The organism is Testudinibacter sp. TW-1 (assembly GCF_050613185.1).
In the GTDB taxonomy this organism is placed as follows: Bacteria; Pseudomonadota; Gammaproteobacteria; order Enterobacterales; family Pasteurellaceae; genus Chelonobacter.
This window is the reverse complement of the sequence record NZ_CP192511.1, coordinates 848,738-862,529: the sequence shown is the minus strand read 5'-3', so window position 1 is coordinate 862,529 and position 13,792 is coordinate 848,738. Positions and strand designations below refer to the sequence as shown.

11 protein-coding genes and 1 pseudogene are annotated in these 13,792 nt (G+C 47.2%); 4 read left to right on the top strand and 8 right to left on the bottom strand.

The window, feature by feature from the left end:
* From ACQ31U_RS04310 to ACQ31U_RS04285, 6 genes are all read right to left on the bottom strand, one after another.
* Positions 1-960 (bottom strand): NADP-dependent oxidoreductase, encoded by a 960-nt coding sequence (locus ACQ31U_RS04310; RefSeq protein ID WP_431053855.1) that lies wholly within the window; start codon positions 958-960, stop codon positions 1-3.
* A 173-nt stretch (positions 961-1,133) separates the two neighbouring features.
* Positions 1,134-1,763 carry a response regulator gene (locus tag ACQ31U_RS04305; protein ID WP_431053854.1) on the bottom strand — a complete coding sequence of 210 codons (630 nt, stop codon included), beginning with the start codon at positions 1,761-1,763 and terminating at the stop codon, positions 1,134-1,136.
* Between the two features lie 43 nt (positions 1,764-1,806).
* Positions 1,807-4,353, bottom strand: coding sequence for a class I adenylate cyclase (locus tag ACQ31U_RS04300; RefSeq protein WP_431053853.1), 2,547 nt, complete (start codon positions 4,351-4,353; stop codon positions 1,807-1,809).
* Between the two features lie 207 nt (positions 4,354-4,560).
* A complete protein-coding gene (locus ACQ31U_RS04295) occupies positions 4,561-5,622 on the bottom strand; it encodes an ABC transporter ATP-binding protein (RefSeq protein WP_431053852.1) in 1,062 nt (353 codons plus the stop codon).
* A complete protein-coding gene (locus ACQ31U_RS04290) occupies positions 5,622-7,304 on the bottom strand; it encodes an ABC transporter permease (protein WP_431053851.1) in 1,683 nt (560 codons plus the stop codon). The genes ACQ31U_RS04295 and ACQ31U_RS04290 overlap by 1 nt, the downstream gene beginning before the upstream one ends.
* 135 nt (positions 7,305-7,439) lie before the next feature.
* Positions 7,440-8,453, bottom strand: coding sequence for a Fe(3+) ABC transporter substrate-binding protein (locus ACQ31U_RS04285; RefSeq protein ID WP_431053850.1), 1,014 nt, complete (start codon positions 8,451-8,453; stop codon positions 7,440-7,442).
* A 243-nt stretch (positions 8,454-8,696) separates the two neighbouring features.
* Here ACQ31U_RS04285 and argF point away from each other — a divergent pair, with 243 nt between their 5' ends.
* Complete coding sequence (argF, locus tag ACQ31U_RS04280; RefSeq protein WP_431053849.1) at positions 8,697-9,701, top strand: ornithine carbamoyltransferase; 1,005 nt, start codon at positions 8,697-8,699, stop codon at positions 9,699-9,701.
* 69 nt (positions 9,702-9,770) lie between these two features.
* The gene (locus tag ACQ31U_RS04275) at positions 9,771-10,160 is read left to right on the top strand and encodes a RidA family protein (RefSeq protein WP_431053848.1); all 390 of its coding nucleotides are present in this window, start codon (positions 9,771-9,773) and stop codon (positions 10,158-10,160) included.
* A gap of 110 nt (positions 10,161-10,270) precedes the next feature.
* On the opposite strand, the gene ACQ31U_RS04270 is transcribed toward ACQ31U_RS04275, so the two are convergent.
* Entirely contained in the window at positions 10,271-10,933 is a 663-nt protein-coding gene (locus ACQ31U_RS04270) for an NAD(P)H-dependent oxidoreductase (protein ID WP_431053847.1), read from the bottom strand.
* Positions 10,934-10,942: 9 nt separating this feature from the next.
* Positions 10,943-11,149: a tautomerase family protein gene (locus tag ACQ31U_RS04265; RefSeq protein ID WP_431053846.1), complete on the bottom strand. Its 207-nt coding sequence runs from the start codon at positions 11,147-11,149 to the stop codon at positions 10,943-10,945.
* A gap of 165 nt (positions 11,150-11,314) precedes the next feature.
* Here ACQ31U_RS04265 and ACQ31U_RS04260 point away from each other — a divergent pair.
* A pseudogene (locus ACQ31U_RS04260) lies at positions 11,315-11,712 on the top strand (transposase); the annotation flags it as partial.
* 380 nt (positions 11,713-12,092) lie between these two features.
* Positions 12,093-13,775 (top strand): solute:sodium symporter family transporter, encoded by a 1,683-nt coding sequence (locus ACQ31U_RS04255; protein ID WP_431053845.1) that lies wholly within the window; start codon positions 12,093-12,095, stop codon positions 13,773-13,775.
* The last annotated feature ends 17 nt before the right edge of the window (positions 13,776-13,792 follow it).

The window sequence follows — 13,792 nt, the reverse complement described above, 5'->3', positions numbered from 1 at the left end:
TCATAATGCCACGCCCAAATCCAAAATGATTTTGCCGAGGGTGCGCCCTTGTTCCAGTTGTCGGTGCGCTTGTCGAATCTCGGCGAGCGGATAGGTGGCGGCGATTTCAATATTAAGCGCTCCCTGCGCTAATTTCGCCAGCAATTCCGTCAGGGCGGCGGCATTCGGTTGCGCCATGATTTTTTCCACCTGTAGGTGGCGGCTTTCCCCCGCTTGCTGCAATAACGGCACATGAATGGTCGGCACGCAGATCACCCGTCCGCCTTGTTTGACCGCACTTAGCGCTTTGATACCGGCTTCGCCGCCGACCAGATCCAAGAAAATATCGGCATTGACTTCGGGATAGACTTCAAGTGCGGTGTAATCTAAGCAGCGGGTCACGCCCAGCTTCTCGACATAAGCCTGTTTCGCCGCCGAACAAATTGCCACGATGTCAACCGGCAGTTGCTTTAACAACTGCAGCACTAAATGCCCGACGCCGCCGGCAGGCGCGGAAATCAGCACTGTTTGTCCGGCTTGCAAATTCGCCTGTTTTACTAATTGAAGTGCGGTCACGCCTGCGGTCGGCAAGGCGGCGGCTTGTTGCAACGCAACGCCGTCCGGCACGCGCGCGACTAAATCAGCATTGACCGCAAAATAACGGCTGTAAGCGCCGCCGTCGAAAGTCAGCACCGCCACGCGTTCGCCCACTTGGAAGCCGCTGTTCGCCCCCGCTTTGGCGACGATACCCGCGGCGTCAAACCCCAATATTGCCGGAAATTGGCTTTTAAATTTTTCCGCCCCCCAACCTAAGCCCATTCGGGTTTTATAATCCACCGGGTTGATCGCGGCAAAATGGGTTTCAAACAGGATTTGCTCATCGGCAATCTCCGGCAACGGCAAGTGCGGTTGCAGAGTCAAAACATCGGCTGTACCGAATGCGGAAATGGTTGCGCCGTAGTTGGTTAAGGTCGTTGGCATGGTTGGTTTCTCCTTTTAGACGTTCGGCAGTTTGCTACGGTAAAGACTAAGAATACCATTTTCGCCGGCAGGAATAAGGATTTTTTTGTTATATCAAAGATAAAAAGGGGGTAAAACAGCCGCTGTTTCCCGTATTGAACCGAAGCGGCTGCCAGTCTGTCGGGCTGTCGGGGCTAAACCCCTTTATATTGCAGGTATAACACCGTTGCCGCGACCCGCGAGTTGACGTTGAGTTTGCGCAGCATATTGCGGATATGCACTTTCACCGTTTCTTCGGAAATAAACAGGGTTTCGGCGATCTGTTTGTTTGACATACCTTTGGCGACCAGTTCTAAAACCGCACTTTCACGTTCGGTTAAGGATAACAGCGGTTCCGGCGACACTTGGCGTTGTTGCAGTTGATATTGTACTTCCGGGCTATACACTACTTCGCCGCGGGCAAGTTGCTGTAACTGTTTTAATAGCAGATCCGGTTCGCTGTCTTTTAACAAATAGCCGTCGGCCCCGGCATCGACCAAGGCGAAAATGTCGGCTTTGGCGTCGGAGACGGTCAACACCGCAATGCGTGCCGTCACGCCGTATTGTCTGAGCTGTTGCAGGGTTTCCAGCCCGCTTAATCCTTTCATGTTCAGATCAAGAATAATCAGATCCGGTTCGGTTTGCCGCGCCAAGCGGATTCCCTCCATGCCATTGCTGGCTTCGCTAATCGAGCCGAATTCCGGTTCCAATTCGAGCAATTGGCGAATGCCACGGCGCATTAACGGGTGATCGTCAATGATTAGGATACGATAGGATTGCGACATAATTTCCCCACATTTACGTAGATAATACCAATCAAGGTTTTTATTATACCGCTTTTTTCACCGCATTAACTTTACCTTGATCATAATATTGCAAATGTTGTTGGCTGTGAAACGGCACAACTTTGTCTTCGCCCTGATGGCGGATCACTTGGTAGAATTGCGGGTAATTGAAGCTATAGCCCTCGTAGCGGTTTTCGCTATCGAAACGGCTCATGGTATAAATTTTATTAATCTCTTTAATTTTATTGAATTTTTCGTCTTTGCAGCGATAGTAAACCTCCGGATTATTGTCCTCATCCAAAATATACACGTTGAAGCTGTTGTCTTCGTTGTCTTCAAAGAAAAATTGCAAAAAACCTTCGCTGGCAAATTCGCCGATAGCGGCGGGGAAGTGATATTTAGGGTGTTTGGTTGCGCCATTGTCGTATTGATCGCTTTTCGGCGGCGCTGTCGTTTGCTTCAGCTGAGTATTGGCGGTACAGCGGATAATTCCGCCTTCTTCAATTTTCAGCCCGCGGCTTTCATAGGAAAAATTCCAAATTCTGCCGGCAACTTGTAAGCGGTTGATCGAACGTTTATTTAAAATCGCACTGACTTGGGTATTGATACATTTTTTGATTAATTTTTCAGTCACCGCCAGCATTTCACTGCGATAGCGCTTGCTGTAACAATAAACTTGCACTGATTCCAGCGGGTGTGCGCCACGATGGATTTTATGTGCCAATACTTTTAAACAATTTAAAATGGCGTGTTCGCCTGCAAAGTGCAACGTACGGATTTCGTTCCAGCGGTTGCGGTAGATCAGATCAATGCTGCCGACCAGACTTTGTTGTTTGGGTCCGAAATTGAACAGGTCATTCGACAGTACTTCACGCCGTTGATTGCCGCGAATGGTTTCGGTCGGATCATGACTGAGGTTGACGGCGACGAACAGATTGCGCAGTTCGCACGGATGGCTGAGATCGTCGTTACTCGCCGGCGCGACTTGTTGTGGAAACGACAAACGCAAATCGGTGGCAAACTGCTGGATTTTACTCAATTCGATGGTTTGGCTGCGCACCGCCAGCCGGGTTTTGGCGCCCAACAAACCGTTAAAATATGCCCAAGCGACTAATTTGCCGATGTTCGGGGCATACTCGACATAGCGATCCGTCGAGCTGGAAATCTGTTGCAAATTGCAATTGATCAAATGCCAGCCGTCTTTGACCGCACTTGAGTTGCGCACTTCAACCAACATCAATTCGCTTTCGGTGATGTTATCCACAATTTCACGGTTAAACAGCGTGACTTTTTCCGGCAGCACTTCAAACGCGGTATATAATTTGCGAGTTAAAATACTGATGTCTTCCGGCATTAAATCGGCGGATATTTTCTGTTTGCGGGCAAAGGTGATCAGGTTGCGATAACCTTGCATTAGCAGCTCGACCAGATTGGAATAGAAGCTTTTGACTTGCTTGATTTTCCAATCGGCATGGTTGTTTAAATGAGCGATCGATTGTGCCGACCAGTTCCAATCGGCGATTAAGCGTTGCAATTGTTGCCGGCGCGGCGCAAATTGAGGCTGATTGCTCTGATCGCGGTTGGCTTTGATATAAAAGCAGCGGCGCACCAGATCCAAACGGCGGAAATCGTTAATTTTCAGCAAATGTTCGGTTACTTGCTGCAACATTGCCAAATACGGATCGAAATCGTGATCCACTTGACTGCCGGCGAGCAATTGCTGTTTAAATTGTTTGGAAATCAGATTGCTGTGCGGATAGTCCGCCATTAAGGTTTCTAAAAACAGCACCTTTATCACCGATTTATACGGCGAATCAATCGCTTTAAACAGGTGCCACAAGGTTGCGCCGAAATATTCATTGGCGGTTAGCGCCCCCAAACTGCCGAAGTCGACCCATTCGTCACGTCGGATTTTGCCTTCTTCGACCCATTTATTCACCACGGTGTCGTAATGCTCCTCATTATTGATCGGCAAATGCAACCATAACAACGGTTTGCCCGCCAAGCGGATCGCGGAACGGTAGAATTCATCCAACAACAGCATATATTGGCTGCTGCCGCAATGATCGGTGGTGAGGGCTTCGGAATAGGTGATGTTGCGGAAATGGTTTTCATCCAACAGATAGAAATTGGCTTCGACATTCAATCCTTGGATCCATTTTTGGATCTGCAGGGTTTTTTGTAATAATTTATTCCGTTGGCCGGCGCTTAAATCGGTTTGGTGGCAAATCCAAATATCGAGATCCGATAGGCTGTTTTGGGTAATCGAGCCGGTGCTGCCCATGGCATACACGCCGAGCAATGCCGCCTCAGGGTTGCACTGTTGCTGTTGTTGCAGGGCGGTATATTGCGTTTCCGGCAGAACCTGTTGCAGATACCGTCGTTGGTAAGGGCTGATTTGAAAATCAGCAATGCCCGCCGGAGAATCGCTGACGAAACCCGGGAGCAGAGGATCATTGACATTTAATAGCAAGGGCAATAATTGAAAGACGTGGCGAAATTCATCGGATGTGCCGGTCAGAGCCCTTTGATAGCGGGTTTCATCTAGCGCCGCTACTAACTGTTTAGCAGATTTAAGATAACTACTCAAAAAAACAATCTCACAACAATCAATTAGTAATTTGTGACTGAGGTCACATTTATAAAATAATGTGCCAAGCCTAACACTTAACATCTATAAGGTAAAGATCGGCTAAATTTTTTTAGTAAACTAATTAATTGTCAGGGATATTATACGAATAGCGATATTGTTCCTTATGTCTGGGTAATACGTAAAGCCACCTGTTATGCTTTGATTTTATTGAAGATAATATAAATTCATCCGGTTGAGCCGCAGCTGTAAGGTGACTTTGTCACCGACGGCAAAATGCCGGGTTGAATAGGCGGATAACCGCTGGTTTTCCAGTTGCAGTTGATATTCGAAAGTATGCCCGAGAAAATGGCTGGCAACAATGCTTGCAGGCACGCCCTCACCGTCGGTAATAGGGTTCAGGCGTAATTCCTGTGGGCGCACCAGACAACAGAGCGGTCGGTTCGGATCAATCGCCGTGCCGTTTGCCAGGGTCAGCGGCTGTTCGCCATGCAACTCACCCAATACCGAAAGTGCGGTATGCGAGTTAAGCAAATCGCAGGCAAGGTAATTACTGTGTCCCAAAAAATCGGCGACAAAACGACTGCACGGTTGCTGATAAAGTTGTGCCGGCTCACCGAACTGCACGATTTTGCCCTGTTCCATTAAGGCAAGTTTATCGGCAAACACGAACGCCTCTTCTTTGCTGTGGGTAACAAAAATCGCCGGCACTTTTTGGCTTTTCAAAATACTTTTGATTTCGTCAATCAGTTGATAGCGCACTTGGCTGTCGATATTGGAAAACGGTTCATCCAACAACAATAAATCCGGTTTACACGCCAACGAACGCGCAATCGCCACCCGCTGCTGTTGTCCGCCGGATAGTTCGTGCGGATAACGTTTTAAGAACGGCGACAATTTCACCAACTCTGCCATTTCTGCCACAATCGCTTGTTGTTCGCCACGCTTAAGTTTGCCGAGCCCGAAAGCAATATTTTCCGCCACCGTCAGATGCGGAAACAGTGCATAATCCTGAAAAATCATGCCGATATTGCGCTGTTCCACCGGAATCTTCGCCAAATCGCGTTGATTGAGTTCAATTTTGCCTTGCGCCAGCGGCACTAATCCGGCAATCGCTTTCAATAGCGTGGTTTTGCCGCAACCGCTGGCGCCGAGCAGGCAGAGAATATCATCATCGTGCAAATCTAATGCCAGCTTGTGCAGCACCGCTTGTTCATGGTTGTGCGCATCGTACTGTACGCTTAACTCGGTAATTTTTAATGCTTTCATCAGGATTTCTCAGCTAAAGTGGAGGAGGCTTTTTGCGTGGAGGACAACAGCGAGCGGGTGAGGAAAATCACCGGCAGCAAACCGACCAACACTAAAAACACCGCCGACAGTGAAGCTTGTTCCAATTGTTCGTCGGATGTCAGGGTGAAAACGTGGGTTGCTAGTGTATCAAAATTAAACGGGCGTAACAGCAACGAAGCGTTCAATTCTTTCATGCTTTCCAAAAACACCAGTAAAAGTGCGGTCAGCATACCTTTGCCCAATAACGGAAAATGCACCCGACATAACATTTTCTGACTGTTGTAACCCAACGTACGCGCCGCCATATCCAGCGACGGCGCAATTTTATCCAGCGATGTGCCGATACTGCCGATACTCATCGCCGAAAAGCGGATAATATAGGCAATAACCAATGCGAACATCGAGCCGCTGAAAAACAGCCCGATCAACGGCAATTCTAAGCTTTTCAATAAGTTATTTAACAGATGATCCGCCCCGATTAACGGAATCATTAAACCGATTGCCAACACAGTGCCCGGCACGGCATAACCGAGCGAGGAAAACGGCAAACCGTAACGAGCCAAATAGTATCCCGCCCCTTTTGGCTGTTGTTGCAAGCGACGGAAAAATAACAAGATCAATGCCAACAACACGCTGATCAAGGCGGCAATCACCGAGACACGCAAACTGTTGTAGGCATACAGCCAAAACTTATCGTTCCACGACTGTTCAAAATAGTGATACGACCAATAGAGCAGTTTGGCAAGCGGAATAAAAAAGGCGAAAGTGACCAAACCCCAACAATAACTCTGCGCCAGCCACAGCCGCCAACCGCACAGCCGACGCATTGGCTGTTGCCGTTCATAGCCGCGTTGATAGAGTTTCTGCTTACGCCGCCCGTGCCGTTCAACGCTTAATAATAAGAAAATCAACAACAGCATTAACAGCGAAATTCGTGCTGCCGTGCCCAGATCATTCAACCCGAGCCAAGTATCGTATACGGCGGTGGTCAGGGTCGGCACGGCAAAATAGGAAACCGTACCGAAATCACCTAGCGTTTCCATTGCCACCAACGCCGTACCGGTGGCAATCGCCGGACGTGCCAGTGGAAAAGTCACTTTTTTGATTAACTGCCAGCCGTTAATGCCTAAAATCTTCGCACCATGATTGAGATTTTCCGATTGCTCCATTAACGCAATCCGGGTCATCAGAAAAATATACGGATACAGCACCAACGCCAACACTACGCACGCACCGCCCAAAGTGCGGATCGACGGAAACCAGTAATCCAACGCATTTTCCCAACCGAACAGATGGCGCAAAAAGCCCTGTACCGGTCCGGCGTAATCAAGCAAATCGGTATACAGATAGCCGACCAAATACGGCGGCATGGCAAGCGGCAAGCACAGCACCCATTGCAAGGTGGCTTGACCGCGAAAACGAAAGGTGGAGACAACCCAACTGCACGGCAGGGCAAACAACAGACTGCACAGCACAGTGCCGACAATCAATAAAATCGAGTTTTTCAGATAATCAAACAGCACCGTGTTCCACAAATGCGACACGCTGTCGCTGTCATTGGCAGCAACCGCCTGATAGAAAATCGCCGCAATCGGCAACAGAAAAAAGGCGATCAATAAAACCGCACTTAAAAACCAACAAACACGCCAAATATTTTTCATTTTTATTTCATAAAACAGCAGGGCTTAAAAAACAGCAAAGAGCGGTAAAACCGCTCAAAGAATAAAATGGAATTTCAGCCCCGGCGGGGCTGATTTATCCTTAACCCTGCAGGCTTGTGTACAGGGAGTAACATATTACAAATCAAACTTCACTTCATCTACTAATTTTAACGCTTTGTCATAGTTGTCCGCGATGGTTTCCAGCGCGATGGTGTCTGCTTTAAACTTGCCCCAAGATTGGACTTGCGCAGAATACGGCACGCCCGGTTTTACCGGATATTCGTGGTTCAGTTCGGCATAAGTTTTTTGCGCGCTGTTGCCGCTCAGGTATTCCACCAATTTAATGGCATTGGCTTTGTTCGGTGAATATTTTGCCACTACCACGCCGCTGATATTCACATGTGTGCCGTAGCTGTCTTGGTTAGGGAAATTCAAATAGGCCGATTCCGCCCAGCTGCGTTGTTTTTCATCGTCTAACATTTTACCGTAGTAGTAGCTGTTGCCGATAGCATAATCACACACGCCTTCTTTGATCGCTTTCACTTGATCGCGGTCGCCGCCTTGCGGTTTTTGCGCCAAGTTGGCTTTCAAGCCCTCTAACCATTGTTTCGCTTTGGCTTCGCCGTCGTGGGCAATCATCGAAGCGACAAGCGAGACATTATACGAGTTTTTGCCCGAACGCACACACACTTTGCCTTTGTATTCCGGCTTGGCAAGATCGTAATAAGTGAAACTCGGCGGCAGTTTGCCGACGCGATCTTTCGAGCTATAGATCACGCGTGCGCGGGTGGTCAGTGCGAACCACTGGTCTTTAGAGTCACGATATTGTGCCGGGATATTTTCTTCCAATACATGGCTGTGAACCGGCTGTGCCAAACCGGCATTCACCACGTCCATCACCCGTTTAATATCCACCGTCAGCACCACATCCGCCGGGCTGAGTTCGCCTTCGCGTTTCAGACGCTCAACCAAACCTTTGTTATCAAAAATCAGATTGACTTTAATACCGGTATCTTTTTCAAAATTTTGTAAAATCGGCTCGATTAAGTACGGTTGGCGATAAGAATAGACATTCACCTCGGACGCGATTGCCGAAGTTGCCATCACCGCAGAAAATCCCAACGCAATCGCTACATGACTTTTTTTCATTATTACTACTCCATTGCTGTTATCAGATCTAAATTCGGTGTCAGTATAGGGGAAATCGAATCCTAATTCAAAAGAGAATTATTATCATTGAATCAAAAATTTGATCTGGATCACATTTTATGGCTAATCTTGTCAAAACTGAGCGGGCTTTACTTTTTTCTCCGCGCAGGACTGCACTTTCGCGTTAATTAAGGTAGAATCAAAAAATCCACTTCTTTATAGCGACAATATCAGAGGTCAACTATGCCGTTTAATTTACGTAACCGTCATTTTCTCCGCTTAATGGATTTCACCCCGCGCGAAATTCAATTTCTACTGGATTTATCTGCCGATTTGAAAAAAGCCAAATACAGCGGCACGGAGCAACCTCGGCTAAAAGGTAAAAATATTGCGCTGATTTTTGAGAAAACCTCAACCCGCACCCGCTGCGCATTTGAGGTGGCGGCGTTCGATCAGGGGGCAAACGTCTCCTATATTGGTCCGAGCGGTTCGCAAATCGGGCATAAAGAGTCGATGAAAGATACCGCACGCGTGTTGGGCAGAATGTATGACGGCATTCAGTATCGCGGTTACGGACAAGAATTGGTCGAAACCCTCGCTGATTATTCCGGCGTGCCGGTGTGGAACGGGTTGACCGATGAATTTCACCCGACCCAAATCCTTGCCGATTTCCTCACTATGCTGGAACACGGCAACGGCAAACGCTTAAACCAGATGAAACTGGCGTATTTGGGCGACGCACGTAACAATATGGGCAACTCCTTTGTTGAGGGCGCGGCATTAATGGGCTTGGATCTGCGTTTGGTGGCGCCAAAGCAGTTTTGGCCTGAACAAGGGTTGTTAGATGAAGTGGCGGAGATCGCCGCTGAAACCGGTGCGAAAATCACCTGCACCGAACACGTCGGCGACGGCGTAAAAGCGGTGGATTTCCTTTATACCGATGTCTGGGTGTCAATGGGCGAACCGGCGGAAGCATGGCAACGGCGGCTTGAACTGATGAAACCGTATCAGGTTAATCGTCGGTTATTGGCGCTGACCGGCAATCCGCAGGTGAAATTCATGCATTGTTTACCGGCATTCCACGACGATCAAACCACGGTCGGCAAAGAGATGTTGGCAAAATATGGTATGAACGGGTTGGAAGTCACTGACGAGGTGTTTGAATCCGACGCTTCAATCGTATTTGACGAAGCGGAAAACCGAATGCATACGATTAAAGCGGTGATGGTTGCCACCTTAGGCAATTAAAATTAGCCGATTACTATTTTATCGGTCAGGCGTGCTGCCTGACCGCACTTTGACTATGATGAGGACATTATGACAAAAATTATCCATACCGAAAAAGCCCCTGCCGCGATCGGGCCTTACGTACAAGCTGTGGATCTGGGCAATCTGGTGCTGACTTCCGGGCAAATTCCGGTTAATCCGAGCAACGGCGAAGTGGCGCAAAGCATTCAAGCGCAAGCGCGCCAATCGTTGGAAAATGTGAAAGTGATTATCGAACAAGCCGGTTTGCAGGTGAAAGACATTGTCAAAACCACGGTATTCGTGAAAGATCTGAATGATTTTGCGAGCTTAAACGCAGAATACGAGGCCTTTTTTAAAGAAAACAACCACCCGACTTTCCCGGCGCGCTCTTGCGTCGAAGTCGCGCGCCTACCGAAAGATGTCGCTGTGGAAATTGAAGCGATTGCGGTGAGAAAGTAAAAGATAGGTTATATACCATGCGATTTCCGTGTACGCTTTTCAGCGTACACGGTTAAGCACGGATGAGGGGCTTTGCCGACTGTAATATGCGCTATATTGAGCAAACCGATTTATTCAACCCACTTCACCACTTCTGAAATTGGTTTACGGTATTTGGATTTAATCTCTTTGGCACGATAACCGAAGGTTACCATCACCGATACGCCCCATTCCTGCGGCTCAAAGGCGCCGCTTTCGGCAAGAACACGATTGACCTCGGCATAATCAAAACCCTCGATCGGGCAACTGTCGATACCGATCAACGCTGCGCCGGTCATCATATTTGCCAAGGCGATATAGGTTTGCTTGCTGCACCAATCAAACAGCGTGCGTTCGCTTTCCAGTAAATTCATATCATGGGTTTGAAACTGCCGATACATCGCCAAGGTTTTCGTCATTTGTGCCTCGTTAAGACCACGTTTTTCCAAACCTTGACGGAAGAAATCGGAATCATAACGGGCATTTTTCTTGGCTAACAGCACCACCAAATAACTGGCGTCATCCACTTGCGTTGCCATCCCCCAACTGACCATTTTCAGTTTCTGGCGTAATTCAGAATTCTGTACCACCAAAAACTGCCACGGCTCGGAACCGACCGAACTCGGCGACAATCGCCCACATTCCAAAATATAGTCAAAATCTTCACGGCTGACTTTTTTCAGCGGATCATAATGCCGTGTCGCCGCACGAAAATGAAACGTATCTAATACTTGTTGTTTGCTGATTGTATTCATTTACTTGTCCTATTGATTTTTGCGGCGCTCCGTTACACTTTTCCCGCCGATCCCCCAATTATCCATCCCGACCTCGTCGATCACCACCACCGTGGTTTCCGGATTTTTATTGAGCACCCGCGCCAACAGCTCGGTGACCCCTTGAATTAACTCGGCTTTTTGTTCAGCGGTTGGCGCTTCACGCCCGCCGGTCACTTTGATATTTACATAAGGCATGATTTACTCCTAGTTTGATGAGCTGTTGTTAACTGTAGCGTAGATTGCGTGATTATTCACGTGGAATACGAATTTTTAATATCTGCTTGGCTGTCTTGGATAACTAAAATGTTCTAGGATAGCACTTATGAGAAAAAGTCGATTAAGTTGATATAAACAGAGCCGTTGGTCGGTGCAAATAAAAACACTGCGGAATTTTACTTTCATCGCTTACGTGAAATCATTTATCGTTATGATGCGGAAGCCGGATTATCAGAGGGTGAAATTGATGAACGTTATTTTGGTGGAAAACGGAAAGACGGACGTGGTCGAGGTGCAGCAGGAAAAGTGCCGGTATTCGGATTTTTAGCGCGAAATGGCAAGGTTTATGTTGTTGTGATACCCCGATTGAAACCAGACATCCTTGTTTATACAGATATGCTCAAAAATTATGATGTGCCGGATTCTTCGGAATTTAAACATTATCGGATAAATCACAGTGAAAGATTTGTGGAGAAACGCAACCATACTATGGAATTGAGAATTTTTGCAGTCAAGCCAAACGCGATTTACGCCAAAAAAATTGATCTGCACCCCAAAAGTCGGACTCAAAAACCAACTAACTAAGGCGCAGATTTTTATGACAAAACTCCTTGAGGGGAATTGGGGTATTATAGGCATTATGGCAAGTGCGGTATAGCCGATTTCACATTTTCCCTTTCCCTTGATTAAAATGAAATAAATTTTTCAATTAGTGATAATGGCAAATAATGCCGTTTTGTTACTGAAAAACACGCTTTTTGTAAATTATTTCATTGGCAATCCCTCAAAATTTGATCTGTATAGCAAAACCGAAGATTGATGATTGCCAACCCATAAATTGAAACGTATATTTCATAATTGAAATGTCAATTTTCATTTTAAGCTTTGTCTTATTGCTTATTACAAAGATGAGGAAAATCGTATGTTAGCTTTTATATCATTTGTCGGATTCACCGCACTTGTTGCCGTCATTGCCTGGTGGTACACAAAAAATGACGATCTCAGCCATTCGGAAGGCTATTACCTTGCCGGTCGTTCACTGACCGCCGTTTTTATTGCCGGTTCAATGATGTTGACCAACCTTTCCACCGAACACTTGGTCGGTTTGAACGGCTTGGCGTATCGTTCCGGCTTTATTGTTATGGCATGGGAAGTGATGGCGGCGATTACCATCGCCATGTTCGCCTTTTATTTTTTACCGAAGTACCTGAAGCTGGGGATTGCCACCATTCCTGAATTTCTGGAAAAACGCTTCGATAAAGGCACGCTACTCATCACTTCATTACTGTTTTTAGGCTGTTATGTCATTTCGTTGTTACCAATCGTACTCTATACCGGCGCATTGGCATTAGAAAGCCTGTTCAATGTTTCCGCGGTATTCGGGGTTGATAAAACCACTTCCCTATGGTTTATTGTATGGGGGGTAGGCATTTTAGGTTCAATCTACGCAATCTTCGGTGGTTTGAAAGCGGTGGCGGTGTCTGACACCATTAACGGGGTCGGCTTGTTGGTCGGCGGGATTATGGTGACGGTATTGGGGCTGATGTATGTCGGTGACGGCAATGCTTGGACCGGTCTGAAAGAAATTTATCATGCCAATCCGGAGCATTTTAATTCCATCGGTTCTGCCGATTCGGTTGTGCCGTTTTCAACACTGTTTACCGGTTTAATCGTTTCCAATATGTTCTTCTGGTGTACTAACCAATCGATTATTCAGCGTGCATTAGGTGCAAAAAATCTGAAAGAAGGGCAAAAAGGGGTGTTATTCTGCGCCTTCCTGAAGCTATTAGGTCCATTATTGATTATCCTGCCGGGGATTATTGCCTTCCATATTTTCCAAGGGAAGTTGGATATTCCTGATCAAGCCTATCCGGATTTGGTGCACTTGGTCTTACCTGATGCCTTGGTCGGTTTCTTTGCCGCGGTGGTGGTCGGGGCGGTGCTGTCCACCTTTAACAGTGCCTTGAACTCTTCGGTGACACTATTCTCACGCAATGTGTACAAAGTCCAGATTAATCCGGATGCCAGTGACACCAAGCTGGTAAACGTCGGTAAAGTGGTCGGGATTATTCTAGCGATTGCCGCCATGATTGTCGCCCCGCTGGTTGCCAATGCCCCGGATGGCCTCTTCTATCTGATTCAACAACTGCAAGGGGTATTCAATGCACCGATTTTAAGTGTGGTCGTCGTTGGTTTGCTGACCAAACGCGTACCGGCGATTGCAGCGAAATTCGGCTTGATTTTCGGCATGGCGGCATACATTCTGTGCAACTTTATCCTGAAAGTCGATTTGCACTTCTTCCATTTGGTCGGCTTACTGTTTGTCATCAATGTGGTGATAATGCTGTTGATCGGTCATTTCAAACCGATGGCAACGCCATATCAAGAAGTTTATACCAACCAAGTGGATATTGAACCTTGGGCGTATGTCAAACCGGTTGCATTGGTGATTACGCTACTGTCATTGAGTATGTATATCTTCATGGCGAATAACGTACCGACCTTGGTTTGGATTGGTTACTACTGTTTTGCCGCGGCAACCGTCTTGTACTTCCTGTATGTTTTTGTCCAAGAACGCAATAAGCAATTAAAAGCAACGGCATAACCTCGCGTTATCAAGCA

Excerpts from the sequence above, each read along its gene's own strand:
- ACQ31U_RS04255 (WP_431053845.1), top strand. The coding sequence starts at position 12,093 with ATGTTAGCTTTTATATCATTTGTCGGATTCACCGCACTTGTTGCCGTC.
- ACQ31U_RS04270 (WP_431053847.1), bottom strand. The coding sequence starts at position 10,933 with ATGAATACAATCAGCAAACAACAAGTATTAGATACGTTTCATTTTCGT.
- ACQ31U_RS04290 (WP_431053851.1), bottom strand. The coding sequence starts at position 7,304 with ATGAAAAATATTTGGCGTGTTTGTTGGTTTTTAAGTGCGGTTTTATTG.
- ACQ31U_RS04295 (WP_431053852.1), bottom strand. The coding sequence starts at position 5,622 with ATGAAAGCATTAAAAATTACCGAGTTAAGCGTACAGTACGATGCGCAC.
- ACQ31U_RS04285 (WP_431053850.1), bottom strand. The coding sequence starts at position 8,453 with ATGAAAAAAAGTCATGTAGCGATTGCGTTGGGATTTTCTGCGGTGATG.
- ACQ31U_RS04305 (WP_431053854.1), bottom strand. The coding sequence starts at position 1,763 with ATGTCGCAATCCTATCGTATCCTAATCATTGACGATCACCCGTTAATG.
- ACQ31U_RS04265 (WP_431053846.1), bottom strand. The coding sequence starts at position 11,149 with ATGCCTTATGTAAATATCAAAGTGACCGGCGGGCGTGAAGCGCCAACC.
- ACQ31U_RS04310 (WP_431053855.1), bottom strand. The coding sequence starts at position 960 with ATGCCAACGACCTTAACCAACTACGGCGCAACCATTTCCGCATTCGGT.
- ACQ31U_RS04275 (WP_431053848.1), top strand. The coding sequence starts at position 9,771 with ATGACAAAAATTATCCATACCGAAAAAGCCCCTGCCGCGATCGGGCCT.
- argF (WP_431053849.1), top strand. The coding sequence starts at position 8,697 with ATGCCGTTTAATTTACGTAACCGTCATTTTCTCCGCTTAATGGATTTC.